We start from the raw sequence: 26,336 nt of genomic DNA, 5'->3' as shown, positions 1-26,336 counted from the left end.
TTCTTATTTTTCTTTTAAAGGATAATGTATTAATAATATAAAGATAAAATATATTATTCAATAAAAATATTTCTTCACATTGTGAAATTATTTTTATTTTATTTAATAATTTTGATTTTTATTAATGAAATTAAAGTAGAGGATTTTTAATGAATAGAGAAACGTTATTGACAGTGGGTAAAGGAATTATCATAATTTTAATTCTTTTAGCTGTTGTTTTCGCATTAAAAGCTCCTGCAGCTGATTTGAATATGCTCGATGACAGCATCAAGTCCGAGTATGTTGACTCATCTGGTCTTCCTTATTTCAGTGAAATGGATTCATACTATAACTATAGGCTGACCAATGATTATGTCGATCACGGCTATGTGGGAGATGAAATTGTAAATGGTAGTGAATGGGATATGCATAGGCTAGCTCCGACAGGAAACCAGATTAATTATGAGCTAGGTATTGTATGGCTGACTTCCTGGTTGCATGACGTTGCAAACAGTTTCCTTGGAGGAAATTATTCAGTTAAGGAAGTTGCATTTTGGACTGGAGCCATTATATCTACATTGGCAGTAATCCCAGCATTCATATTTGCTAGAAGACTTACTAATGATTATGGGGCGATTGTAGCAACATTGCTTATTGTGCTAGCTCCGAATTACTTTGCACACACATTCCCAGGATTTTTCGATACAGATATGTTCTATTACATATTCTCGATATTCTTCATATTCTTCTTTGTTGAGTCAATCAGAAGCAATAACTGGATATGGAAAATTGTCTTTGCAATCTTGTCCATCGCATCAATAGGATTGTTCTCACAACAATGGACTGGTTACATCTTTTATGTAGCTTTAATGGGACTGTTTGCTGTGCTATACTTAATCGCAACATTTATTTTCAATGTTGGCGATGATAGAAATGATTATCCGAATGTTATTCAATGGCTAATCCATCAAAAGGCATTTTTATCAATTGTGGCCTTGGGTATAGTCGGATTTATGGGTCTTGCTGTCTTCCAAGGTGTTGACGGTGTGCTCGGAATCTTTGGCCGTGTACTCAACTTATTGAACTTGCAATCTGCTTCAGTAGTTGTTGGCGGATTCCCTAACGTACTTATTTCCGTTGCAGAGATGCAAACACCATCAATGCTTGGTGCAGGAATGACTTCATTGTTCTTGGCTAACACCAATGGTGCTGTTAACGGTATAGGTGGTATCCTGGTACTGTTCGCAGCGTTAGTTGTATTATATATCTTAGTATCAAGAGCATGGAAATTCAGAAGTGCTGATATGGCAGTCGATGATTCCAAACCTCAAAAAGGTCAAAGGTTATCCGCTGCTAAAAAGTTAGACAATGACCGCAAATTCCAATTTTCCATGGCTGACTTGAAATTTGGTGGAGATAATCCGATTTTAGCCGACAAACGTTTGACTGTATTATATGCAACTTTATTTGTTGTATGGGTAGTAATTACCGCTCTTGCTGCAACCCGTGGTTCAAGGTTCATTACCACTCTCGTATTGCCATTTGCGTTCCTTACAGGTATTTTCGTTGGATTCGCATGTGATTATATCAAATCCAGATTGGATAATGACAAATGGATAGTTGTTGCAGTGATATTCTGTGCAGTATTTGCTGCTGTGCCATTGGCTACAATCAACAATGTTTTAGGTGCGGTTCTATTCGTTGTAATTGTTGCAGTTGGTTTGGCTTCAGTTTACCTTCTTAAAGATAATTCCGCTGACAAAAAACATGTTCCAATCAAAAAATATGTTTTAATCGTTGCTTTGGTCCTTGCACTTGTAACTCCAAGTATTTGTGGAGCTTACCAAACTTCCGAACAGGTAGTTCCAGGTACCAGCGATTCAATGTGGAACGCTATGAAATGGATTAATGAAACCCAACCTGAAGACACAGTAGTCACATCCTGGTGGGACTTCGGTTACCTCTTCGAGGTTGCGGCCGACAGGCAAGTAACATTCGACGGAGGTTCTCAGTCAGGGGAACGTGCTTTCTGGCTGGGTCAGGCGATGACAACAGACAATCTGGAATTGTCTGCAGGTATATTTAGAATGCTGAACACTAAAGGTACCTTGGCTGATGAATATTTAACAACAAATGTAACAGGTTCAACAGGTAACACTACCGCCATTCTCATTGACATTTTACCTAGAACCGCTGATGATGCTCAAAAAGTGCTTACAACTAAATATGGATTGTCTGCTGCAGAAGCTAATCAGACAATCGAGTACACTCACCCAAGCAACCCAAGACCTGTAACCTTCGTTGCTTCCAGCGATATGTTAAGCAAAGCGGGCTGGTGGAGTTTCTTCGGAGCATGGAACTTTGAGAATCAATCTTCCGAAAATTACAATTACTACGTGCCATATGATCAGGTAACAGTTAAGTCAGGCGAAAGCGGCAAGCTTCAATTGTTAGAGGATCAAGGTATGACTGTTAATGCTGTAATTGAAAGAGGAAGTGGTAACAATACCACAACCGCGCATGTGGAATCTGTTTACACTGACAGTGGTGAACCAATCAAGGTCAACGGTAGTGAATACAACCCATTGAAGGCATCCAGATTAATATTAATTGAAGATGGATACATCATGAAAAACGAGTCCATCAAGGGTGCGGACGATGGTAACTATACCCTGTTCATTATGGGCGACAAAGATCAGTACACTCCACTTCTCATGAGTAATGAACTTGAAAATTCAATGTTCACAAGGCTATACCTGTTAGGTGGAGCAAATCAGGACATCTTCGAGCCTGTACATGCTGAGAATGGTGTAATGCTGTTCAATGTAAACTTTAATAATACCAAAGCCGGTAGTTAGATGAATTAGTCATCTAATCTACTCTTTTTCTTTTTTTTATTTTGAAATTGTCAAAATAACGATTTTTCTCACATCATCTAGTAAACTATATATGGCCCTTGAGGTTTGTCCATTTCAAGGGGGATTAAGAAATTTTAAATAGTTCTCAAATCAAACTCTAATTAAGGTGTTTATAATGAAAAAGATAACATTAATTTTTGCATTCCTGATTCTGTTGGTTGTGTCTGTTTCCATCGTAACCGCAGATACTAATGATTCAGATATCATATCCTCCGATGATAGTCAGGATGACCAAATTTCACAGGCTGATGATTTGGATAAGGTTTCAACAGATGATGACAAGGACAAGGTATCTAGTAGTGATGATAAAGACAAGTTAAAAGAGGACCAGGGATTCTCAGTTAAGAAAGTATGGAATGACAATAACGACTCTAAAAACAAAAGGCCAGATTCAATCAAATTCAAAATAAAACTCAATGGTAATTATTGGGGCGATGAAAAGGAATTAAACAAATCTCAAGATTGGAAAACTACCATCCAATCAAAGTTTTCAGCTAATGATGAAATTGAAATTGTTGAAGTGGAAGTTCCAGGTTATACCTCCAAAGTATCTGGAAATCCTGAAACAGGTTTCACAATCACCAACACCCTAGATGATCAGGATAATGAAACATCCGCTGATGATGGTGATGATTCACCCGATGATGGTGATGATGACTCATCAGACAAGGATTCACAAATAACAACCAAGATAACAACCAAGACAACAACTAAAACAACCACCACTAAACACCCTGATAAAAAACAACCTGACAAAAAGAAAGACAAAAATAAAACTGGTAATCCAGTCTTATTAGGTGTTCTTGCAATTTCTGTTGCAGGTTTAGCTTATCAATTACGTAGAAAAGAATAGATAAATATTCTTTTCATTATTATTTTTTTAAGATTTAAATAATATAACAATCTTAAATATTAACTAATTATTCTTATTAGGAGTTTAACCTAAATGGGTATTGAAGAAAAGATTAAAGATATTGAGGAAGAAATTCAAAAAACACCTTACAATAAAGCAACTTCCCACCATATTGGAAAATTAAAGGCCAAATTATCCAAATTGAAAGAAGAGTCTTTGCAAAGAAGCAGCGGTGGGTCCAAGGGACAAGGTTTCCACGTCAAAAAGTCCGGTGATGCTACTGTAGTATTGGTTGGTTTCCCATCTGTTGGAAAATCCACATTGTTGAACAACATCACCAACGCTGAAAGTAAGGTGGGCGCTTATCAGTTCACAACTTTGGATATAGTTCCGGGTGTTATGGAGCATAAGAATGCAAAAATCCAGATTTTCGACATTCCTGGAATCATCACAGGCGCAAGCAGCGGTAAGGGAAGAGGTAAGGAAATTCTATCCGTAGCTAGAACCGCAGATTTGATTCTTGTCGTGCTGGACACATTCAATCCACAGCATATTGATGTTATTTTAAAAGAATTGAGGGCAATTGGTATCAGGCCAAACGAAAGGCCTCCTGATGTCACTGTAAAAAGGAAAAAGCTCGGTGGTGTCAAGGTATCCTCAACCTGCAAGCTGACCCATTTGGATGAAAAGACAATCCGTTCAATTCTAAACGAGTACGGATACATCAATGCCGATGTGCTCTTTAGGGACGATGTCACCATGGACCAGTTCATTGACGTGTTGGACCGCAACAAGTCATATGTTCCAATGTTGATCCTATTGAATAAGGTTGATCTCGTCGATGAGGCATACATTGAGGAGTTAAAGAAATACATTCCCGAATTCATCCCGATTTCAGCGGACAAGAACACCAACATCGATGAATTGAAGGACATCATATTTGATAATCTGGACCTTGTCAGGGTCTACCTGAAGCCGCAAGGGCGCAAGGCTGACATGGAGGATCCTCTGGTTATCAAGAAAGGCTCAACAGTAATCGATGCATGTGGCAAGCTTCACCGTGAATTCGTTAAGAACTTCCGCCATGCGAAGGTATGGGGGACATCCGTAAAGTTCCCTGGCCAGAAGGTGGGTCCGGACCATGTCCTTGAGGATGAGGATGTATTAAGGGTAATCCTGAAGAAATAACATGACAGCTATTTTTATAACCGGCACTCCATGCACCGGAAAGACAACTCTTGCAAGCAAATTGAATGGGCATCTGATTAAAATAAATGATATTGCCATTGAACATGATTTTGTCCTGGGCATCGATGAGGATAAGGGATATAAGGTCATTGACATTGAGAAATTGAACGCCCATATAGGTAAGATAATCGACAATTGCGACGAGACACTTATTTTTGAGGGGCACCTGTCACATCTCTGCGATGGCGCCGACAAGGTGATTGTGCTGAGGGTGAATCCGGAGATTCTGGAAAAGAGACTAGAGGCAAGGCAATATTCACAATCAAAAATCAGGGAAAATCTTGAGGCCGAAGCGCTTGGCGTGTGTTCAGCTGAGGCATATGAAAAATATCAGGACGATGTCTATGAGCTGGACGTCAGCGACTTGACAATAGACGAGGCGGTTGATTTGATTGGTAATGTAATCTCTGACGGCGGCAATTATCCGGTGGGTTCGGTTGACTATATGGATTGGTTAATGCAATAGATAAATCACCGGTTTTGGTCAATAAATCAAATTCATTATTTTTAATTATTTTTTCAAATTTTAAAAAAATCCCTAAAATTCGCAACCTTTATAAATGGTGATATACATATTTATTCTTAATATTCATATTAACCTAAGGTTAAATTATTTTAACTATGGTTTTTGTTTTAAATTGCGCAAATCATTTTAATCCAATTTTGAATATTATATCCTACAGAGGGAGGATATTTTGACTAGAGGAAAACGACCGAAGTGGATGATTGATATAGCGATTGAAAGAATGAATATTCTTTTTAATCGGGCTGAGATGGAATTCATCACCCATCCGGAAAGATCCAATCGCTACGTGGAACTAGCACTTAAATTGTCCACCAAATACAATACCCCTGTACCTGAAGAATGGTCCCGAAGGTATTGTAGGAATTGCAAGAGTTTCCTCAGGCCTGGTCGCAATAGCACCGTCCGGCTAGTTGACGAATCGGTCAACATTTTTTGTGGTGAATGCGGTCATGTAATGAAAATTCCTTACAAAAAGGAAAAGAAGTTTAAAAGGAGAGCTAAATATGAGTCACGAAAAGAAAGAAATGATGAATAGAGCTCTTAATGCGATGACAATTAACATTGGCAAGTCAGGCGTTAACGATAATGTAATCGAAGAAATCAAACGCCAATTGAAAGCTAATGAAATCGTTAAACTTAAATTTGCAAAAAATATCGCTAGAGATAAAGATAAATACATCGACGAAATAGTCTCTAAAACAAGAGCAAAGCTCATTGACGTTAGAGGACACGTTGCTGTTATTTACAAGAAAAAGCCTTAAACATTATAAATTTAGAGTTACAGGCCCTATTTTTTTAGGTCTTAAATTTACAGTGGATTAAGCTACAATAAAAATAAATATTGGAGAATTAATATGACTACTGTATTTGATGTACCTGCAGATTTATTAATTGAAAAAGTCGCAGAAGAATTTAAAAATAACGATAAAATCGAATCTCCTGTATGGTCCAATTTTGTTAGAACTGGTGTTCACAAAGAAAGAAAACCAGAAAATCCTGATTGGTGGTTTGTAAGAGCTGCTTCAATTATCAGAAGAGTTTACATTGACGGACCTGTTGGTGTTGAAAGTTTAAGAACCTTTTACGGTGGTAAAAAAGACCGTGGAGTACGCCCTGAAAAATTCATGAAAGGTAGCGGATCCATTATCAGAACTGCACTCCACCAACTTGAAGACGCAGGATATGTAGAGAAAGTTGAAGGCGGAAGAGTTGTTACTCCTCAAGGAAGATCCTTTTTAGATAAAATTTCTGGAGAAATAATTAAAGACATTCCTGAACTTGAAAAATATTAATTATGATTTGGAGAGTTTGATATGAGCGATTTAGATGAAATTCGTCAAAGAAGAATGGCTGAATTGCAAGCTCAACAAGCTGCTGCACAAAACCAAGCTCAACAACAAGCTATGGCGCAAGCTCAACAGCAAGAAGCTCAAGCACAATTCGAAGCTCAGAAAAAACAAATCTTAGGTCAGATTATGACTCCCGAAGCTCGTCAAAGATTGGCTAATTTGAAGTTGACAAAACCTGAATTGGTTAATCAGATTGAAATCCAATTGATTCAATCCGCACAAGCTGGAAGCCTAAGAGGAAAAGTAACTGACGATCAATTAAAAGTCTTGTTAAGACAAATTGCTGGTCAGAAAAGAGAAATTAAAATTACAAGGAAATAATATCGATGAAGGCAGCTGTTTTGTATAGTGGAGGCAAGGATTCATCCTTTGTGGCAGTCATGCTTGAAAGGTTGGGTCTTGACGTTGAATTATACACTGCAAATTTCGGTGTTTATGATTCATTTGTTCCTGCCGGAAAATCCGCAGAGGCATTGGGTTTCAAGCACAACGTTTTGAAAATGGATAAATGCATCCTCGAAAAAACCTGTGACATGATAATGGCCGACGGATTTCCAAACGATGGGATAAAATACATCCACGAAAAAACCGTTGAAAAGCTGGCTGAAAATCATGATATTATAGCTGACGGGACAAGAAGAGACGACAGGACCCCAAAGCTAAACATCAATCAGATAAGAAGTCTCGAAGACAGAAAACAGGTCCAATACATTAACCTGGACAGTTTCGGTCACAAGTCAGTAAAGCTGATAACCGAAAACCTCTTTGAAATTTCAAAGGAAAAATCCAACAAGGACAACAGTTCTGATTTTGAGGTGGAAATAAGAACATTGATTGATGAGAGGGGCGGAAACTCTTTGGACATATTCCCTGAGCATTATCAAACTCGCGTTATCGGATATAAAAAATAATTATTATTACAGGTGAGAAAATGAGTAGAAATAAACCATTAGCTAAAAAATTAAGAATGGCAAAAGCAAACAAACAAAATAGGAGAATTCCAATCTGGGCTTATGCTAAAACTAACCGTAAACTTAGATACAGACCTAAACCTAGACATTGGAGAAGAAACAGTCTTAAATTATAATTGAGGGGTTAACATGGAAAGAGTTTACACAATTCCACTAAGAAACGTAAAAGATATTAAAAGGACTATCAGAGCTCCTAGAGCTATTAGGGAAATTAAAATCTTCTTAACCAAACACATGAAAGCAAGTGAAGTTAAAATTGACGAATCTGTTAATCATGCTATTTGGGCAAGAGGTATTCAAAAAATACCTTCTAAAATTACTGTGAAAGCAGTTAAAGATGATGATGGTGTTGTAACAGCTACTTTAGCAGAATAGACACTAATTTAAAATGTGAGGTAACAATATGTTAAAAAGAGTTGATATTGTAGGAAATCCAAATTTAGGAGTATTCATCACTGCAACCGATGATGTAGCTATTGTTCCTTATAACCTTTTAGATGAAAAAGTAGATATTATTAAGGAAACATTAGAGGTTGACGTAATCAAATCTTCTATTGCTGGAAGCAGCCTTATAGGATCTTTAACTGTAGCTAATTCAAATGGTATAGTTGTTTCCCCACATGTTCTAGATAGAGAAGTTAAACAATTAGAGGATTTAGGTTTAAAAGTTGCTACTATTCCTGGAAGATACACTGCTGTCGGTAACATTGTCGCAGCAAATGACAAAGGAGCAATAGCTAGCCCATTTTTAGACCAGGAAGCTATTGAAGTTATTGAGGAAACCCTGGACGTTAATGTTCAAACCAGCCACATCGTTGGAAGCGACATTATCGGTTCCCTTATTAAGGTGACCAACAAAGGATTCCTTATAAGCACAAACGCTTTGCAATCCGAAGTTAACTTTGCTCGTGAAGTATTTGGTGTTGAAGGAGATATCGGTACTGTTGGAAGAGGAATCTCACTTGTGGGAGCATGCATCATTGCAAACTCAAACGGTGCAATTGTTGCCAAAGACAGTACTGGTCCTGAAATGGCTAGAGTTGAAGAGGCGTTAGGCTTTTTAGATGATGATTTTTAATTAATATATCATGAGGGATTTTATATGATAACAAAAATTTACAGAGTTAAAGGTACTTTTGTAATGGGTGACGAATACCATGATTTCACTAAAGAATACAAAGCTACCAGCGAAAGCGACATAGAACAAAAAATCTATGAAAGATTCGGTAGTAAACATGGTATCAACAGGAACCAAATTTCAATTGAATCAATTGAAGAAATTGCTCCTGAAGACGTTTTAGACCCAATTGTAAAAGAAATTTTATAAACACATTGAGGCGTTATTATGGAAGATCAACAAAGATTAAACAGTCTTCTTAATGAAATTAATGTGTACAGACAACAAGCGGAATTAATTCAACAACAAATTGAATTGATTCAGGCTTCCATTGCGGAAGTTGATGCATTATTCAATACTTTGGATGACATTGAAGGCAAAGAATCCGTTGAGGCATTCGTTCCTGTCGGTGCAGGTTCCTTTGTTAAAGGGGAATTGAAAAGCACTGATGAAATCATTGTAAGTATTGGTGCAGGGCTTGCGGTCAAGAAAGATGCCGCTGGTGCTCGTGAAATTATTTCTGGGCAAAAAGAAGAATTGAAAGAGAGCATGGACAAAATGCTTGCCAACTTACAGCAAGTAACTGACATTGCCGGCAATCTTCAGGCTCAAGCTGAGCAAATCGCAGCTGCAGCTCAAGGTAATATGACCCAAATGGGTTAGATTATCTTCACTTTATTTTTTTTTAACTATTTTTTTAACAATTTTTTAAATATTATAAGCAACATAATAATACATAATTTTTGAAATACTAACTAATTTATTAGGTTGGGTTAATTTTGTTTGAATCATTGAAGAAGAAATTCTCACGAACAAGTGAAAAATTGGAAGAAGAGTTAATCGAGGAAGCGGAAGCGGAAGATAATCTTCAAGAGGAATCAGGTTCAAGGTTTTCATTTTTCTCTTTCGGTAGGAAAACGGATGAAAAAAAGGAAGAGGAAGTTGTAGAGGAAGAGGAGAATCTCCTTCCTGAAGCCGAGGAAATTGAGGAAGTACCTGAAGCCGAAGAGGTAGAGGAAATTCCTGAAGTTGAGGATGAGGAGATTGAAGAGGAACCTAAAGAGGAAAAGAAATCCCGCTTCTGGCATAGGAATAAGGATAAGGACGAGCCCGCTGAAGAAGCTGAGGATGAAGAGATTGAAGAGGAGCCTAAAGAGGAAAAGAAATCCCGCTTCTGGAGCAGGAACAAGGACAAGGATGAAGATGAAGAAGATGTTTCTGCCGACGGCGAGGCAAAAGGTGGAATATTCTCATTTGTACGTGAAAAAACCATTCAGGAAAAACACGTTGAAGACATTCTGTTTGAACTTGAAATGGAACTCCTGCAAGGTGACGTTGCAATGGAGGTCGCAACAGAGGTTGTGGAAAACGTCAAGGAAAACCTTGTAGGTAAAAAGATTAAAAGAAGCAATGATATCACAGAGTACACTTATTATGCCCTTAAGGATGCGGTTGAGGAAATCATCAGCATTCCGGGCAAATCAATGACTGAGATGATTGAGGAGAAGAAAGCTCAGGGTGAGCCATTGGTCGTTATGTTCGTTGGAATCAACGGTACAGGTAAGACAACAACCATTGGAAAGCTGGCCAATTATTACCTGAAAAAAGGCTACACTCCTGTTATTGCAGCATCAGACACTTTCAGGGCTGGTGCAATCGAGCAGGTCACCTACCATGCAGACAATGTCGGGGTTAAAATCATCAAGCACCAAAAGGGTTCAGACCCGGCTGCCGTTGCATATGACGCAGTTGAGCATGCCCGTGCCCAAGGCAAGGAATTGGTTTTAATCGACACTGCAGGAAGGATGCAAACCAACACAAACCTTATGGATGAGATGAAAAAGATCAAAAGGGTTTCCAATCCTGACCTGGTCATTTTCGTTGGTGATGCAATCACAGGTAATGACGCAACCGAGCAGGCCCGTAAGTTCAATGACGCAATCGACATTGACGGTGTAATTCTCACCAAGGCCGATGCGGACAGCAAGGGCGGAGCTTCACTCTCAATAGGTTATGTAATCCAAAAGCCAATCATGTTCCTGGGTGTCGGCCAGGGATATGACGACATCATGGAATACGACCCTGAATGGATGCTCAATCAGTTATTCTCAGAAGATGAGGAAATAGTGGAAAATGAAGCTTAGAGATATTTTGCTAATTGTTTTGGCATTACTTTTGATAGTTGCGCTATGGGCAACAATATTCAATCCCACAACTTCCGTTGTGAACATTGAGCCAAAGGAAGACGCATCTATTGCAGTCACCGGTGATGTGATGTTTGCACGTAAGATGCCGAATGTGTTGAGCATGGATTCATCACCGTTCAGCGGTGTAAGCGATGTCACTTCAAACGTTGACTTGCTATTGATTAACTTTGAAAATGCGGCAACATCATCAGGCGATGCCTTGAAAGGCGATGTTCCTTTGAAATGCGACCCGAGTTATGTGCCGTTGGCAAAGGCCAACAATGTCACTGTTGCGGGATTGGCAAACAATCACGCAATTGATTACGGCATAACAGGTATGCAGGACACACTTGAGAACCTCAAGAGTGCCGACATCACTCCGATGGGAGCGGGAAATACTGAAGATGAGGCTCATCAGGCTGTCGTTAAGGATGTCAACGGGCGCAAGGTCACCATATTGAACTATATGGATTCTGAGAATTTTGCCGAATATTCATATGAGGCGATGCCTTATGCGAACGGGTCAAATCCAGGATATTCCGCATACGATTCAGAGGATGCCCAAAAGCAAATAGCAGCGAACAACGATTCAGATTTAATTGTTGCTTACTTGCATTTTGGAAATGAGTATTCCAACTCACCGAATGAAAACCAGGTCAAGATTGCCCATGAGCTGATTGACTACGGTGCGGATGTTGTGGTCGGTTCCCACCCGCACGTAACTCAGGGAATCGAGATGTATAATGGAAAGCCAATCTTCTATTCATTGGGTAATTTCATATTCGACCAGTCCAACACTGCAACACACTCAGCCTACTTTGTTCAAATCGATTTGGTCAACGACACCGGTGAGTGCACAGTCTATCCGATTTACATTTCCAACTACCTGCCTCAGCATATGAGTCCGGATGATGGTACTTCACTTTTAAGCGGATTATCTCCTCAATGCAGCGAACTGGAAATCACAAGCAACGGAACTGGAAAATTAAGGTTTAATTTAACTGATAGTTAATATTATCAGTTAATTCTTTTTCATTTTTTCTTTGGCTTATTTTATAATCAATATTTGAAATCTTGAAAAGTCACTATTTTTTTAATTTCAATTCAATTTATTTAAGCTTTGTATAGCTAATTTTAACATATTTATTCTTTTAATTATTATTTCCATATGTTATTAATCTATTTTTACCGATTTAAGCCATTTTAATCCTATTTTTTAAGTAAAAAGATTTATATATGTTTTTAGATATATCATTATCTACAAGGATGGTGAAAGAATTTCGATAAGGAACAAGACATTGTTGTTATCAATCTTTTTAATTTTATTTTTCACGATAGGTGCAGTAAGCGCAAGTGACAATTCAACCTTGAGCGAGGATGCTGATGTAATCTCATCCGGCGAGGAAGAACTGGTAATGGAAGAGGAGGGAACCGATTCCAATGACGTTTCCTCACCGATTGCAAATGAAAGCATTAAGACATCACTTCAAAGCAATGATACAACAGTGATAAAGGGACATGAATTTTCAGTAAAGCTGGTTGACGAGAACGGCACTGGAATAGCCAACAAGACAATCAAATTCACCCTGAACAAGGTCGTGAGTGAGGTCCTGACGGATGATGACGGGATGGCCAAGTTAAAGGTGACAGTCAATCCGGGAACCTACACAATCAAGTATTCATTCAACGAAACAGGCTACTCCATAAGCAAAGCCTCAAAGAAGATTCTTGTCATACCGACAGGCACCTCCAAAATCGCAGCATCAAACTATGTTGCATATGTGGGCGCTAGGAATAAGTATACGGTTCAGCTGGCTGTAGGAGACCTTCCCCTGCAGGGAAGAACAGTCACATTCACTCTGAACGGCAAGAAATATACCAAAGTAACAAATTCCAAAGGAAAAGCCAGTCTAAGCATTAAACTTCCAAAGGGAAGCTATAAAATAAGCTATTCCTATGATGGGGAAGACAACATCAAGAAGACTTCAGGATCAAAGAAGATAACAGTCAAGAAGGGAATGCCTGTAAAAATAACCAAATATTACTCCAAAATATACAGAAACAAACAGGCAGGCAACTTCAAAATCAAGTTCGTTGATGTTAGAGGCGACGTTTTGGCGAATAAAAAGATAAAGTTCAGATTCAACAAGAAAAACTATGTCAAGAAAACAAATAAGAACGGCATAGCCACAGTCAAAATCAAGTTGAAAACAGGGTCATATAAGGTGAAGGTAACTCATTCGAAAGAGTCCCTTTACAATAAGGCATCAAAAACCTTTTCCATTAAGGTCAAGCCGAAACAGGCACGTAACAATGGAATGTGGCTTTTGTCCACTGACATGAAAAGCGTTGACTTTGACAAGCTTGAGCAATACGGCACAAAACACATTTTCTTAAACTCCAAGGCCATTGAGCGTTTCGGTAAGGGTTTTGTTGAGTCATGGGTTAAGGAAGCCAAGGGCCATGGAATCAAGGTGCACCTGTGGATGCAGGTATTCTACAAGTCAAACACCTGGAAACTGCCGATTAAAGGCGGTCAAATCGATTATGATTTCATCAACACCAAAGTCCAGGAAGCCAAGACTTTAGCTAAGGTTAAGGGAGTGGCCGGAATTCACTTTGACTATATAAGGTTCCCAGGAAATGCCTATAAATATGATAATGCCATAAAAGCTGTAAATCACTTCACTAAAAAGGCATCAAATGCCATTCACAAAGTAAGTAAGAAATTGATTGTTTCAGCTGCGGTAATGCCTGAACCGTCTTCAATGAAAACGTATTATGCTCAGGACATTCCTACAATGAGCAAATATCTTGATGTCATTGTCCCAATGGTCTATAAGGGCAATTATCATGCGGGTCCTAACTGGATTAAGTCAGTGACCAAAACATTTTCCCAACAGTCCAAGAAGGCAAAGATTTGGACAGGTCTTCAAACCTACAAATCAGACGCAAGTCTAAAGAAACTGTCTGCAAAGGAACTGATGGGCGATGCTGATGCTGCAGCTTTAGGTGGCGCTTATGGTGTAATATTGTTTAGATATGGTTTGTTTAACTACATTAACTTTAATGAGGTTTAATAATGAAAAGGATACTGTTATTAATGCTTATCACATTAACATTGCTGTCAATCACTGCAGTTTCAGCGGAGGATAACGCAACGTTGATTTCTGATGAAATTGCGGTTGATGATGAGCCATTGGCTCAGGACACTTCCGATGAGATAATGGGCAATGACACAGGAGGTGGCGATGAAAGCGATGTGGAGGTCAACAAAACCGATTCCACAATAACGGCCTCAAACGTAAAGGGATATGAGTCATTTACAACCACAGTTAATATCAAGCTGACATCAAACGGCACTGCATTGTCTTCAAGGGCGCTTCAAATCGTATTGAATGGCGTCACTTACAATAAGGTAACCGATGCCAACGGTGAGGTTAAGCTCAAAGTCAAATTGGATAAGGGCAAATACACAGCCAAAATCACTTATCTTGGAGATGATTTGACAAGCAATGCAACAAAAACCTGCAAGATAACAATCGGCGCTCCAAGCGCAACCAAACTGAAGATTGGGGATAAGTACATAAATTATCGTCAAGGATCAAAATGCCTCTTCTATGTGAAGTTGCTTGATGCCAACAACAAGGCCGTCAAGAACCAGGACGTGACATTCAAGGTTGCGGGCAAGACCTACACTGCCAAAACCGACAAGAATGGTGTAGCCAAGGTTTACCTGAATCTCAAGAAGGGAACACATACAGTAAAGTATTCCTTTAAGAAGAATGCTCCTTATCTCTCTTCAAGCGGTTCATTTAAAATAAAGGTCAGGGCCAAGATGGCAAAGGGCAACGGCTATTGGCTATGGTCCTCACACATGAAAAATGTCAATCTCAAAAGCCTTTCAAAGAAAGGAACCAAACATATCTTCCTTCACGTTCAGGCGATATCCATGCATGGAAGGTCCGCCGTCGTGTCATTCATCCAGAAGGCGCACAAGTGCGGAATGAAGGTTCATCTATGGATGCAAGTCTGCTACAGTGGCGGAAAATGGGTAAGGCCAATCAACGAGAAAAACCAGATTAAGTATTCCTTCCTCAACAAGAAAATCAATGAGGCCAAGAAATACGCAAAAATCAAGGGTGTAGATGGCATTCACTTTGATTATGTGCGTTTCGGAGGCACAGCACACCTGTATAAGGATCCGAACCGTGCAATCAACTACTTCATGAAGAAGGCTTCAACCCAAATCCATAAGGTCCGTGCGAACTGCATAGTCTCTGCGGCGTTGATGCCTGAACCGAGCATGATGACCTACTATTACGGTCAGGACGTTTCAACAATGAGCAAATACTCTGATGCGTTGATTCCTATGGTTTACAAGGGCAATTATCATCAGACAAGGTCATGGGTCACTTCAGTAACCAAAAAGTTCACTGAACAGTCTAACGGCGCTCAGATATGGACAGGTCTGCAGTCATATCATTCAGATGACAATGCCAAAAAACTGTCTCAGAAATCCCTTCTCAAGGATGCAAAGGCAGCGATGAAAGGCGGTGCAAAAGGTGTGGTCCTGTTCAGGATAGGTATAAGTTGTAACTTTAATTTTAAAAAGGTCTAAACGCCTTTTTACCATTTTCTTTTTGACAATGCCTTAAGGCGTTTTTTCTCAATGCTTTTTTTCTTTTCAGACTGATATTGCCTGTTCTGGCGATTGGTTGTTGTTTCATTGTTTCTCATGACGGTGACAAGGTCAATTGAATTTCCCTTGCATGCCAACAGCAATCTTATCTCTTTGTAATCCTTTCCTGGAGGGGCGTTATAGACAACTGCATATTTTTCGGCTTCAACATGCTCATAGGTAATCGGCTCTTCCGTCATCAGGCAATCGACAACATATTCCCGTGATATGCCGTTTTCGGATAGCCTGTTGATGAAGTGCCTGTTTTCAAAGCACCAGTCTATGCCTGTTGTCTCTCCCATCAAAAATTTATCGAACACATTCATTACAATTTTATATGTTAGAAATATCATATATAATATTATGACAGAACGTGCACAATGGGATTCATCATTATCATTCATTTTTGCTATGATAGGGGCTGCCGTTGGACTAGGGAATATTTGGAGATTTAGTTATGTGCTCTATTCTAATGGTGGGGGATCATTCTTCATCCCTTATCTGATAGCTATAGCCATTATGGGAATTCCATTTTTAATTTTAGAGTATGGTGTGGGATTCTCATTTAAGGAATCCTATTCAAAGATTATGTCGGACATTAATCCAAAATTTGAGGTTATTGCTTGGATTTTGGTATTGTTTGTATTTGTGGTTACAATTTATTATATGGTTATTCTCAGTTGGGACCTTGTTTATCTTGCAAGCAGTTTCACATTCAGCTGGGGAACCGATGCCGCCCAGTACTTCGTAAGCAATGTTGGTGGAAGTTCCAACCTTTCAAATGCCAGTTTCTTGCTTATTCCAACTACAGTCGGCGTTTTACTGTTATGGGTAATATTATGGTTCATTTCCCATAGAAACGTTGATAAGGGTATCGGTAAGGTTTCAAAAATACTTATCCCTGCGTTGTTTGTCATAATGGGATGTATCATCGTTTACGCCTTGACCTTGCCTGGTGCTGGAATCGGTATCAGCACTCTGCTTACCCCTGACTGGGCTAAGCTAATGGACATCAACATATGGCTTGCGGCATTTGCACAAATCATCTTCTCATTGAGTATGGGACAGGCCATTGCCGTTACATATGCAAGCTATCTGCCTGAAAACTCAAAACTGATCGACAACGTACTGATTGTTGTCGCTTCAAACTCACTGTTTGAGATTTGTACAGCATTTGGTGTATTCTCCATTTTGGGTTACATGTCCTATACCGGTGGAACACCGATGGTTCAGCTGATTACTGAAGGAACCGGACTGATATTCATCGTATTCCCAATGATTTTCAACATCATGGGACCTATCGGAAGAATATTGGCACCATTGCTGTTCCTGGCCATTTTATTTGCAGGAATCACTTCCGCACTCGGATTTTTCGAGCCGATGTTGAATTCCACCAGTGAAAAACTTGGCTGGTCAAGGAGAAGGACAGCAACAATATTGTCCATTGTCGGTTGTGTATTCTCATTGATTTTAACAACAGGTATCAGCAGTTATCTGGTCGGTATCATTGACGGATTTGTGAACGAATTCGGTATCTTGCTCCTTATTGGAATCCAATGTATCATATTCGCTTGGTTCTATGGAGTGGACCGCTTCCTGCCTGCATTGAATGAACATTCAACTTTCAAAGTGGGAAAAATATGGTCCTTTGTAATCAAATACCTGCTTCCGGTCGTATTGATTATAATGTGGATTATAGGTATTATCAATTTGTTCTCAAATGCTGCCCAATTCGAGATAATTATTGATTTGATTATTATTGTTGCAGTATTGGTCGTTGCGGCCGTAATGTATAAAGTTAAACCAGCAAATGATTAATTTCATTTGCTCAAATTCTTTTTTTAATAATTTTTGTATGCATCATAACCTGCGTATAGATGGTATAGGGTTTGTATAACGCTTCCGAAAGGGTTGTTTGCGAAAAACCAGATGAAAATGTGCAATACAATAGCTATTCCAAACAAAGCCAGTCCCTTTTGCTTATCGCCGTTCAGTGCCTGGCCGAGTCCGGGGATTATGAATGAGAATATTCCATTTTTTAGAGAATTTGTATCCATTTTATCACTCCATGTAGATTAATAAAAACATATTCTGTTTTTTAATAATTTGAATCAATTAAATTTACTTTGTAGTTAATTATTTTAATAGTTTTTGGACTAGGGATTTGAATTATCTAAGCTACCGTTCATATTTTTGATACTTTTTCAGTTGCTTATCGCAATATTTATTTTAGATAATGTCAAAATATAATAAACATGAGAACAATCAGGACAATTTCGCTAATACTTTTAATATTTTTGCTCGTTGGAATTGCAAGCGCAAGCGAAGATGTTAACTTTTTCAACAATACCACAAACATTACCTTTGAAGGGGTAAACTTTACAATTCCTCAGGGTTTCGGTGAATTGAAGGGCGCCCAGGATTTTGATGAGTTGGGATCTGAAGGAAAAACCTGCTTTTATATCAATGAGGCGGGAGGAGAAATACAGATAACCGTCATTTCCGACTGGATGGGCTTGAACCTTGATGAACTGTACAAGGATGGGGCTCAAAAAACCAAAATAAACGGCCATGAAGGCTGGAACTACACTTATAACAACATGACATACTTCGGATATGTTGAAAACGATATAGGCGTACTTGTAGGTGCAACAAACCAGACAAGGCTATTTGAAGTTGTCTTATAAAGCTTTTTTTAAAATAAGATAGGGTTCGGTCCTAAAGGAAGAATCCTTCAGGACTCAAACTAAAAAATTTTTTTAGCAACACGGGAAAGTGTTACAAGTTATACTATTATTTTAGGTGTTATTTAAATTTACTTATTTAACTTTTTTTAAGGATTTTAGGCATTACTAAATTTTATCATTGAAAAAGGATTAATTTCAAAGCTTTAATGAGAAAATTTCCGATTAATATGGGGGTAATGGGTGATGTTTGAGTAATCAGGCATCGTTTTTTTGCAATAGATTTATCATAATGTAAGAATATAGATTATCATATAACTATTGGAGGTTTACGTTATGAACAAGAGAATAATTGCAATACTAAGTCTGCTGATTGTAGTGGCAGGTGCAAGTGCGGTTTCCGCATTCGGTTTTGACGACTTAATGGGTGGCGATTCCAATGAGACTGTTACCATAAATGGATTCGATTTCAATGTCCCTGCAGGATTTGAAGAGGATGCCAACTATTCCAAAGAGAACGAGTCCGCATCAGTTGGAGTAATTGATTATACTTATGATCAAAAGCTGTTCGAAAAGGGACCTGTAGCCGTTTCAATTCTCGTAGCTGATTACGGCGAAAATAAAGTGACTGATGATGTTGTTGCCGCTATCGGCGGAAATCAGACAACAATTGCAGGCATTGACGGATATTTGGATTACAATAACGGTATCTACTCATTCAACTATGCCAAAAACGACAAGCTGGTCACAATAACATCATCCGATGAGGATGTAATTTCCGATTTCATAATAGCCTAACCGGCTATTATCATTATTTTTTTATACTTGTTTTTAAATACTATTAATCATGATTTTCAATAGGAAGAAGATTCTTATCCTTTTGATTTTTATAGCGGCATTGTTTTTCATAGTTGCGGTCAGCGCCGAAGCGGACAGTGCGGCCAAAAGCACAACTAAGAAGGTCAATGTGAAAATCTATAACTTCAAGCCGGGAGTTTTATGGGCTCCGAAAGCTGTCAAGCTCAATAACGGTGACGGAATAGCAGGTTACGTCGCATATAACGACAACATGCAGTTCGACAGGGGAACCGGAGTGACAGCATGGTATATCGGAAACGGATTGAATGGGGATTTAGAGCCTCATCACACCAAATTCATAAAAGCCAAATTCTTCTTTAAGAACAAAAAGGGTAAGGTCAAAACAAAAACAGTTAAGGGAAGCGGTGCTCACATCAGCACTAGCCTGATAAATGGATATACTCCTTATAAGGCTACAGTTTGGTTTAAATCTTATTAATTGGGGAAATCATTAATTCCTCAAGCTATTTTTTATTTATTTTTAAAAAAAGAAAGTGAACATTTATAGAAAGATGAAAATGGGTTTTCTTTTTTTTAACAGTATTTTTGATGAATATTTTACCATCAAAACATTCAGAAACATGGGTAAGTAAATATCAGTTTATATGACTTTGAGTCATAATCATCAACCTCAATCATCAACCAAAACCATTTTTTTATTTTTTATTAAAACTCTTTAAATCATAAAATAAGTATTTTAAAGAATTTAAAAAAATTAATCATCAACCAAAAAATACTTAATCATCAACCATATATAATTATAATAATTAAGAAAAATAAGTTGATAACATGTTTGATCCTCAGTTTAAGTATACCGATAAAATTGTAAAGTATATTGCACAAATCGCTTCAGCTAAAGAAATTATTAGCAATGCAAAAATTATCCCATTATATGACACTAAATTGAAACAGGATGCTCTAATTAAGTCTTCACATTATTCAACATCAATAGAAGGAAATCCTTTAAACTTGGAAGAAGTAAAAACATTAATCAATAACAATCAAAAACCAACAACAAAAGCAGAACAAGAGGTATTGAATTATTTCAATGTATTGAACAATTTAAATAAATATTCAGATAAAATCATTACTAAAAACACAATTTTATCTGTTCATAAAGATCTCACTAAAGACTTATTAAAAAATCAAGAATATGAAGGTAAATTCAGGGACACTCGTGTATTCATTGGTAATTTACACACTAAAAAAATAAATTATATTCCTCCGGATGCTTATAAAGTACCTGGTTTGATAGATGAGCTATTGGATTGGTTAAACAATTCAACAGATGAAATGTATCCGGTCATTATCGCAGGAATTCTTCATTATGAATTAGTACGTATACATCCATTTATTGATGGAAACGGACGTACCAGCCGACTTATGGCAACATTAATATTGTCAATCCATAAGTTTAATATTGATAACTACTTCACCTTGGACGAATATTACAATCAAGATAGGCAAGCTTATGTTGATGCGCTAAAAAGTGCAGATAAAAACCATGATTTAACAAATTGGTTGGAATATTTCTGTCAAGGTGTGCTATATTCAATTGATAAAGTTAAATCTGAAGTATTGAAGTTAGATCAAATCACATCAAAATATGACAATACTATTGAATTAACCCCAAATGAAATTTCTGTATTGACTCTTCTTGAAGAAAAAAAGCATATTCAAAATAAGGATATTCAAGAGATGTTAAACATTTCCCCTCAAGCCAGTTATAAAATTATTAGAAAATTAAAAAATAAAGAATTAATTAAAAGCACAGGAAAAGGTAGAAATACTGAATATAATTTAAGATAATTTTTTTGATTAAAACATTAATCATCAACCTCAATCATCAACCAACACTATTTTTTTATTTTCCATTAAAATGCTTTAAATCATAAAATAAGTAATTTAAGGAATTTAAAAAAATTAATCATCAACCAAAAAATATCTTAATCATCAACCAGATTATGAATTCTATTATTCATTTGGCACTGCCAAACCAATAAGTATATAAATATCAGTTTATAGCTAATTTTTTATTATTATACGGTTTAACTTGTAAATAGGTTTTCTTAATTGCAGAAAAAAGTTGAGACATAAATAATTATAAAAAACTATCTGTTAAATAATTCAAACAATTTCATTAAAAAAAGAAAAATTTACTGAATTTAAGCAGTTGCAAATTCAGTTTCCATAGAAGGTATATTTGAATAGTTGCTGGTAAATGATTCTAAAACAGGAGTCTGTTCGCTATTGTGTAACATAACCTTAAAGTTAGCACATACACATATGGATTTATCATCCACTGAAACACTCATTTTAAAATCAATTAAATTCTTCAAACTATATTTTGGAACATTTAGTCTTTTGGAAGCATCAAGAATCTCTAAAGACACTGGAACATTATCTTCATCAAAATCCAACAAAACCCCTTCATCCATTTCAACAGTCTTATCATATTTAAATGGTCTGGTAACTTTAATTGCCAAAACATCATATGCATAATCATATCTGTAATCCACTTCAAAAGAATTATCTGCGTTTCCTTTCATGTTCTCTCCTCTTCTTTTCTTCGGGATAAACAGTGATGACACTTACATTTTCATCATCACTAATTTCAATAATCACATACAAATCCATTGTCGGCTTTGTTTCATGTGGATATATTAGCTTAAAACGATTATAATAGGTTTTAGAAATCGATAATGGTATCTTATTAATTAGACAATCTACAGTGTAATTAATTTTAAAATCTCTTTCTAACCAGCGTTCTTCCACATGAGGAATGATTTTTAAGTTATCGGGGTCTTGTGATTTTAAAATTTCTCGAGCTTCATCGATATTATAATCTCGCACGAAAATCACATACCATAAAATCTAATTAATAATTATAATCTAATTCTTATTTAATACTTTCTAATGCCTTAAATAAATATTGATTTCTTCTTGTTAAATTTTGTTTTGAAGTTTATGATTAATGGATATAAGATGAAAAGAACATTCTCCTAAATTAGATCTTTTCACTGAAATATAATGCAGATTCATTGGGAATTGAGATTATTAATAACTTTATGATTCATTTTTCACAAGCAAAACTGATAGGAATACAAATATCAGTTTATATGCTTATTTCCAGTTATATAATTGCTCAAGTTTATCTTTTTTTTCCTCTTCAATTTTTGATTTTTCATGAATGTTTAGATAAACATCATCACCATGGTTTGTTTTCTTATATCTAATCAGTTTGTCTTTGTATAATTTTTTTAATCAAATCGCCTGATGGCATTTATTTTTTACACTAAATATATATATCTCTCGTGATAAACATTCAATCATAATTCCAAATAGGGAGGGATTATGGAAATGAAGTTTAAAAAGAGCTTTTCAACATTAATATTGCTCCTTTGCGTCCTGTTCACCATGACCTGTGCCTTTGCAGGTGATGTGAATGACACGATGGCGGTCAGTTTGGACAATTCGCAAATGGAAATGTCACAAGATGATGAGAACAGTGAAGTCATTTTCGCTGATGAGGCCCAAACAATCGGTGAAACTGATGATGGAACATTTGCAGCTTTGGAAAGCAAAATCAATGCGGGCTACGGTTCAACAATAACATTGGAAAACAATTATACATATGAAGGTTCTGGATACACCAACGGAATCAAGATTGAACGCAGCATAACAATCGACGGTAAAGGTCACACTATCGATGCCGACGGCAAGGCAAGAATATTCGATGTTGAGAATGGTGTGGTGACACTTAAAAACATAGTTTTCAAAAATGGATATCAAAGCTTCTTTTATGGAGGGGGTGCTGTTCGCGTTAAGACAATTGACTGTGTTATTGACAACTGCACATTCATTGACAATTCAGCCCCTAAAGGAGGAGCCATTGAATATCAGGGAGGATGGAACAATGTGACTAACTGCACTTTCATAGGCAACTATGCCCAACAGGGTGGAAGTGCCATATATTTGGGTGCCGCCAATTGCATGTCAATTTCAAGATGCCTGTTCATAGGAAATGAGATTGGAGGATCTCAGGCTGATTCGTCTAAAATCAATAACAACATTTTCATCTTTTCAGGTGCTTCTTTCGACTTTACATTCAATCTCGACTTAAACAACAACTGGTTTGGAAACAATGCTTATTATTATGATGAAGCGCCACAGGATAACATGAACGCCTGGCTGTTTTTAAATGCAACAGCTGAACCTGATGAAATTCCATTTTCAGGCACTTCAGATGTCACATTCAAGCTGTACTTATATAACGCATCTTCCGGTAAAGTCTTAGACTATGACAATTCCCTGTTGCCTGAGTTTCTCATGACACTCTTTGCCTCCAACGGGAAACTCAGTGATTATGAAAACGTCACCCTCGGCCAAAAAGTCCAGTTCACAGGAACCGCTCTTGGAGTTGGAACAGTCGGTCTGGCGATGGATGATTATTCATTTGAAATTGAAATTCCAATCACACAGATGAAAACAGAGATTGCAGCCGATGACGTAACCTCATCATACAATGACAACAAAAACCTTGTCATAACCTTAAAGGACGCAAACGGCAAGCCTGTGGCAGGAGCTAGCATAAGCGTTGACTTGAAAGGTGTTAAAAAATACACAACCGATGCAAAAGGACAGGTTAAGGTGTCAACCAAGGGCCTTGCTCCGGATAAGTATGTGGCAAAGATTGCATTTGCAGGAAATGACAACTATACTGCATCATCAAAAGAGGTCAAGGTCACAGTCAACAAGCTGGCATCAAAAATAACCGCCAAGGCAAAAACCTTCAAAACTACTGTTAAAACCAAGAAATTCACTGTAACATTGAAGGATGAGACAGGTAAATCAATCAAAAAAGCCCAAGTTACATTGAAAGTCAACGGTAAGACATACGAGGCCACAACCAACAGCAAGGGCAAGGCGACCTTCAAGATTGCCAAGTTGACCAAGAAGGGAACCTACAAGGCAACAGTCACATTCAAGGGTGATGCATACTACAATAAGGCAACCAAGAAAGTGAATATTAAGGTCAAGGCAGCCTTCAAGACAGTTTCCAAAGGAAGCAAGGACAAGGCAACAGTCAAAAAGATTCAAAGGGCACTGAAAAAGAACGGATACTATCTGTCATACAAGGGCCACTACCTAATGGTTGACGGAATCTACCATGACTGCACTGTCAGGGCCGTCAAGCAGTTCCAAAAAGCCAAGGGACTGAAAGTGACCGGTAAGGTTGATGAGAAGACTGCCAAGAAACTTGGTATAATCTAAAATCAAAATCAAGTAGGTGCGCAATGCATCTACACATTTTCTTATTTTTTTAAACCCCTAAGATGCTTTTAGTCCGCTTCAATAATTCACTGCTTTTTTTATTTCAAAGGCAATCTGACGGATGACATTTCAATTATTTTCTACCATGGCATGATAATCCATGCAGTAACTTAGCTCCATGCACATTGGAATGGTGTTGGGAGAGATTTGGGATAAAGTCGGCTGAGGTTCGCCAGAATGTTGGGATTCATTTGGAGGGAATTCGGAATGGTGTCGGAAGATCCCTTGAATAAGTTCGGAATGGAGTTGGAAGACAGTTTGTATGCTTTCGCAATGATGTTGGGAGAGTGTTTGAACTGATTTTGGAGGATGTTGGAATGGCATTGGGGGATTGTTGGGATGCATTCGGAGGGATGTTGGGAGAGTGTTTGGATTGATTCTGGATAATGTCGGAATGGATCTGGTACAGGTCCGGTATAACGTGGGGATTGGTTTTGTATAATTCTGGAATGGTGTTGGGACAGGTTTGGGATAATGTGGGGATTGGTTTTGTATAATTCTGGAATGGTGTTGGGAGATTGTTGGAATTTTTTTGGGATAATGTTGGAATGGGTCTGGTATAACATGGGAATGGATTTTGAATAATCCCGGAATGGATCCGGTATGGCGTTTGGATAGTTATTGGTTAATGTTGGAGGGGCTTTGGGATAGTCTTGGGACATTACCGGGTGAAGTCTGGAACAGTTTTGGAACAATCTCCGACAACTTTAATTAGCATCACGCCATTATTTAAATCATGAAGAGAAAATTCCTAATGATAATGATAATATTGTCCCTTGTGTCCGTGACAGCGGTTTCAGCAAACGTTTTCTTCACACAGGTCGACAACGTGACAGTCGATGTGGTGAACGTCACAGACGGCGAGCCTTTCAAGAACAAGTGCACAAACCTCTCCGGAGGGGATGCGGTGATTTGCTTCAACGAGTACAGGACAGGCATGCAGTACTCCCAGGGAGTCCACATTGACCACTGGTATGTCGGAAACGGGTCAAAGGACATTGAGCCCCACAATACGAAACTGGTCAAGGCGGAAGTCTTCTACAGGTCAGCTGACGGCAAGGTGATGTCCAAGGTGCAGAATGCAACCGACGGGTATATCGAAGGATTTCCGTTGATCGACGGCTATGAGGCATGCAACGCCACCATATGGTATGAAAAATAGAAAATTATGGGTTTGATCAATAATGTTGTCTAAACCCATTTGATTTTATAATACAGATGCCCTTCCCCGGCGCTGTTTCTCTGCTTGCAGAAATTCCATCCCACCTTGTCGTATCCGCTTGAGTAGGTTGTATGATATAAACGGAACTTGTGCCCTCCTTTCTTTTTGGTGCTGTCGTAGACCTTGTCCCCATACATTTTTGTGGCCTTCTTGTTTTTCTTGAGCTTGGCTTTGTAATTGTGGCCTTTGTACTTGAATTTTACTGTGTAGTACTTTTTGCCTTTTTTGATTTTTGCAATCGGTTTTGCGTCAACCGGCTCGCAGGCATATGCGCAGATCATGCCCACCACAAAGATTGTCAGGATGGCCATAATCAAGAGTTTCCTATTCATTTTTTCCCTCCTGTGTGAAACTTTTTTTCCACTTTTTGCAAAAAATGGATGTCATATCATATATTGGTGTTACTTATT

At 37.9% G+C, this 26,336-nt stretch carries 31 protein-coding genes; 25 read left to right on the top strand and 6 right to left on the bottom strand.

What is annotated here, in order from left to right:
* Positions 1-149: 149 nt before the first annotated feature.
* The 18 genes from MBBTH_RS09500 to MBBTH_RS09415 all read left to right on the top strand — a co-directional run bounded on the left by MBBTH_RS09500 (position 150) and on the right by MBBTH_RS09415 (position 15,768).
* Positions 150-2,837 carry an STT3 domain-containing protein gene (locus MBBTH_RS09500; protein ID WP_116592799.1) on the top strand — a complete coding sequence of 896 codons (2,688 nt, stop codon included), beginning with the start codon at positions 150-152 and terminating at the stop codon, positions 2,835-2,837.
* A 175-nt stretch (positions 2,838-3,012) separates the two neighbouring features.
* Positions 3,013-3,750, top strand: a complete 738-nt coding sequence (locus MBBTH_RS09495; RefSeq protein ID WP_116592798.1) for a Cna B-type domain-containing protein — start codon at positions 3,013-3,015, stop codon at positions 3,748-3,750.
* 93 nt (positions 3,751-3,843) lie between these two features.
* Entirely contained in the window at positions 3,844-4,938 is a 1,095-nt protein-coding gene (locus MBBTH_RS09490) for an OBG GTPase family GTP-binding protein (protein ID WP_116592797.1), read from the top strand.
* Between the two features lies 1 nt (position 4,939).
* Positions 4,940-5,464: an adenylate kinase family protein gene (locus MBBTH_RS09485; protein ID WP_116592796.1), complete on the top strand. Its 525-nt coding sequence runs from the start codon at positions 4,940-4,942 to the stop codon at positions 5,462-5,464.
* 229 nt (positions 5,465-5,693) lie between these two features.
* Entirely contained in the window at positions 5,694-6,059 is a 366-nt protein-coding gene (locus MBBTH_RS09480) for a ribonuclease P protein component 4 (RefSeq protein WP_116592795.1), read from the top strand.
* The gene (locus MBBTH_RS09475) at positions 6,028-6,285 is read left to right on the top strand and encodes a YhbY family RNA-binding protein (protein ID WP_116592794.1); all 258 of its coding nucleotides are present in this window, start codon (positions 6,028-6,030) and stop codon (positions 6,283-6,285) included. The genes MBBTH_RS09480 and MBBTH_RS09475 overlap by 32 nt, the downstream gene beginning before the upstream one ends.
* Positions 6,286-6,378: 93 nt before the next feature.
* Entirely contained in the window at positions 6,379-6,816 is a 438-nt protein-coding gene (locus tag MBBTH_RS09470) for a 30S ribosomal protein S19e (protein ID WP_116592793.1), read from the top strand.
* A gap of 21 nt (positions 6,817-6,837) precedes the next feature.
* Positions 6,838-7,194, top strand: a complete 357-nt coding sequence (locus MBBTH_RS09465; protein ID WP_116592792.1) for a DNA-binding protein — start codon at positions 6,838-6,840, stop codon at positions 7,192-7,194.
* A 5-nt stretch (positions 7,195-7,199) separates the two neighbouring features.
* Positions 7,200-7,784 carry a DUF7411 family protein gene (locus tag MBBTH_RS09460; RefSeq protein WP_116592791.1) on the top strand — a complete coding sequence of 195 codons (585 nt, stop codon included), beginning with the start codon at positions 7,200-7,202 and terminating at the stop codon, positions 7,782-7,784.
* A 20-nt stretch (positions 7,785-7,804) separates the two neighbouring features.
* A complete protein-coding gene (locus tag MBBTH_RS09455; RefSeq protein ID WP_004032463.1) occupies positions 7,805-7,960 on the top strand; it encodes a 50S ribosomal protein L39e in 156 nt (51 codons plus the stop codon).
* 13 nt (positions 7,961-7,973) lie between these two features.
* Positions 7,974-8,219 (top strand): 50S ribosomal protein L31e, encoded by a 246-nt coding sequence (locus tag MBBTH_RS09450; RefSeq protein WP_116592790.1) that lies wholly within the window; start codon positions 7,974-7,976, stop codon positions 8,217-8,219.
* A gap of 28 nt (positions 8,220-8,247) precedes the next feature.
* A complete protein-coding gene (locus MBBTH_RS09445) occupies positions 8,248-8,922 on the top strand; it encodes a translation initiation factor IF-6 (protein ID WP_116592789.1) in 675 nt (224 codons plus the stop codon).
* A gap of 24 nt (positions 8,923-8,946) precedes the next feature.
* Complete coding sequence (gene rpl18a / locus MBBTH_RS09440) at positions 8,947-9,171, top strand: 50S ribosomal protein L18Ae (protein WP_116592788.1); 225 nt, start codon at positions 8,947-8,949, stop codon at positions 9,169-9,171.
* 18 nt (positions 9,172-9,189) lie between these two features.
* Positions 9,190-9,624, top strand: coding sequence for a prefoldin subunit alpha (gene pfdA / locus MBBTH_RS09435; protein ID WP_116592787.1), 435 nt, complete (start codon positions 9,190-9,192; stop codon positions 9,622-9,624).
* A gap of 116 nt (positions 9,625-9,740) precedes the next feature.
* The gene (ftsY, locus tag MBBTH_RS09430; protein WP_116592786.1) at positions 9,741-11,105 is read left to right on the top strand and encodes a signal recognition particle-docking protein FtsY; all 1,365 of its coding nucleotides are present in this window, start codon (positions 9,741-9,743) and stop codon (positions 11,103-11,105) included.
* A complete protein-coding gene (locus MBBTH_RS09425) occupies positions 11,095-12,159 on the top strand; it encodes a CapA family protein (RefSeq protein WP_116592785.1) in 1,065 nt (354 codons plus the stop codon). Before ftsY ends, MBBTH_RS09425 begins: the two co-directional genes overlap by 11 nt.
* A 286-nt stretch (positions 12,160-12,445) precedes the next feature.
* Entirely contained in the window at positions 12,446-14,227 is a 1,782-nt protein-coding gene (locus MBBTH_RS09420; protein WP_165814067.1) for a putative glycoside hydrolase, read from the top strand.
* A gap of 2 nt (positions 14,228-14,229) precedes the next feature.
* Positions 14,230-15,768 carry a putative glycoside hydrolase gene (locus MBBTH_RS09415; protein WP_116592783.1) on the top strand — a complete coding sequence of 513 codons (1,539 nt, stop codon included), beginning with the start codon at positions 14,230-14,232 and terminating at the stop codon, positions 15,766-15,768.
* An 8-nt stretch (positions 15,769-15,776) separates the two neighbouring features.
* Here the strand turns inward: MBBTH_RS09415 and MBBTH_RS09410 are convergent, their stop codons facing one another.
* Positions 15,777-16,130, bottom strand: a complete 354-nt coding sequence (locus MBBTH_RS09410; protein ID WP_243409796.1) for a DUF4258 domain-containing protein — start codon at positions 16,128-16,130, stop codon at positions 15,777-15,779.
* Between the two features lie 61 nt (positions 16,131-16,191).
* Here MBBTH_RS09410 and MBBTH_RS09405 point away from each other — a divergent pair, with 61 nt between their 5' ends.
* Complete coding sequence (locus MBBTH_RS09405) at positions 16,192-17,646, top strand: sodium-dependent transporter (RefSeq protein ID WP_116592782.1); 1,455 nt, start codon at positions 16,192-16,194, stop codon at positions 17,644-17,646.
* A 23-nt stretch (positions 17,647-17,669) separates the two neighbouring features.
* Here the strand turns inward: MBBTH_RS09405 and MBBTH_RS09400 are convergent, their stop codons facing one another.
* Entirely contained in the window at positions 17,670-17,885 is a 216-nt protein-coding gene (locus MBBTH_RS09400) for a hypothetical protein (RefSeq protein WP_116592781.1), read from the bottom strand.
* Between the two features lie 198 nt (positions 17,886-18,083).
* On the opposite strand from MBBTH_RS09400, the gene MBBTH_RS09395 reads away from it, so the two are divergent.
* The 4 genes from MBBTH_RS09395 to MBBTH_RS09380 all read left to right on the top strand — a co-directional run bounded on the left by MBBTH_RS09395 (position 18,084) and on the right by MBBTH_RS09380 (position 21,179).
* On the top strand, positions 18,084-18,515 hold the full coding sequence (locus MBBTH_RS09395) for a hypothetical protein (RefSeq protein ID WP_116592780.1): 432 nt from the start codon (positions 18,084-18,086) through the stop codon (positions 18,513-18,515).
* A 333-nt stretch (positions 18,516-18,848) separates the two neighbouring features.
* A complete protein-coding gene (locus tag MBBTH_RS09390) occupies positions 18,849-19,310 on the top strand; it encodes a hypothetical protein (RefSeq protein ID WP_116592779.1) in 462 nt (153 codons plus the stop codon).
* 49 nt (positions 19,311-19,359) lie between these two features.
* Positions 19,360-19,809 (top strand): hypothetical protein, encoded by a 450-nt coding sequence (locus MBBTH_RS09385; protein WP_133241960.1) that lies wholly within the window; start codon positions 19,360-19,362, stop codon positions 19,807-19,809.
* A 350-nt stretch (positions 19,810-20,159) separates the two neighbouring features.
* Entirely contained in the window at positions 20,160-21,179 is a 1,020-nt protein-coding gene (locus MBBTH_RS09380; protein WP_116592777.1) for a Fic family protein, read from the top strand.
* Between the two features lie 356 nt (positions 21,180-21,535).
* Here MBBTH_RS09380 and MBBTH_RS09375 read toward each other — a convergent pair whose 3' ends face one another.
* Positions 21,536-21,919 carry a DUF2283 domain-containing protein gene (locus tag MBBTH_RS09375; protein WP_116592776.1) on the bottom strand — a complete coding sequence of 128 codons (384 nt, stop codon included), beginning with the start codon at positions 21,917-21,919 and terminating at the stop codon, positions 21,536-21,538.
* Complete coding sequence (locus MBBTH_RS09370) at positions 21,900-22,223, bottom strand: hypothetical protein (RefSeq protein ID WP_116592775.1); 324 nt, start codon at positions 22,221-22,223, stop codon at positions 21,900-21,902. Before MBBTH_RS09370 ends, MBBTH_RS09375 begins: the two co-directional genes overlap by 20 nt.
* A gap of 501 nt (positions 22,224-22,724) precedes the next feature.
* Between MBBTH_RS09370 and MBBTH_RS09365 the strand changes: the two genes are divergently transcribed.
* Positions 22,725-24,644 (top strand): peptidoglycan-binding protein, encoded by a 1,920-nt coding sequence (locus MBBTH_RS09365; protein WP_116592774.1) that lies wholly within the window; start codon positions 22,725-22,727, stop codon positions 24,642-24,644.
* A gap of 170 nt (positions 24,645-24,814) precedes the next feature.
* Here the strand turns inward: MBBTH_RS09365 and MBBTH_RS10830 are convergent, their stop codons facing one another.
* Positions 24,815-25,399, bottom strand: coding sequence for a hypothetical protein (locus tag MBBTH_RS10830; protein WP_133241959.1), 585 nt, complete (start codon positions 25,397-25,399; stop codon positions 24,815-24,817).
* Positions 25,400-25,458: 59 nt separating this feature from the next.
* On the opposite strand from MBBTH_RS10830, the gene MBBTH_RS09360 reads away from it, so the two are divergent.
* Positions 25,459-25,866, top strand: a complete 408-nt coding sequence (locus MBBTH_RS09360) for a hypothetical protein (protein ID WP_116592773.1) — start codon at positions 25,459-25,461, stop codon at positions 25,864-25,866.
* A 29-nt stretch (positions 25,867-25,895) separates the two neighbouring features.
* Here MBBTH_RS09360 and MBBTH_RS09355 read toward each other — a convergent pair whose 3' ends face one another.
* Positions 25,896-26,258 (bottom strand): hypothetical protein, encoded by a 363-nt coding sequence (locus tag MBBTH_RS09355; protein WP_116592772.1) that lies wholly within the window; start codon positions 26,256-26,258, stop codon positions 25,896-25,898.
* Positions 26,259-26,336 lie beyond the last annotated feature (78 nt).

This window comes from Methanobrevibacter thaueri (genome assembly GCF_003111625.1).
In the GTDB taxonomy this organism is placed as follows: domain Archaea; phylum Methanobacteriota; class Methanobacteria; order Methanobacteriales; family Methanobacteriaceae; genus Methanocatella; species Methanocatella thaueri.
This window is presented reverse-complemented; position numbering and strand designations above follow the sequence as displayed.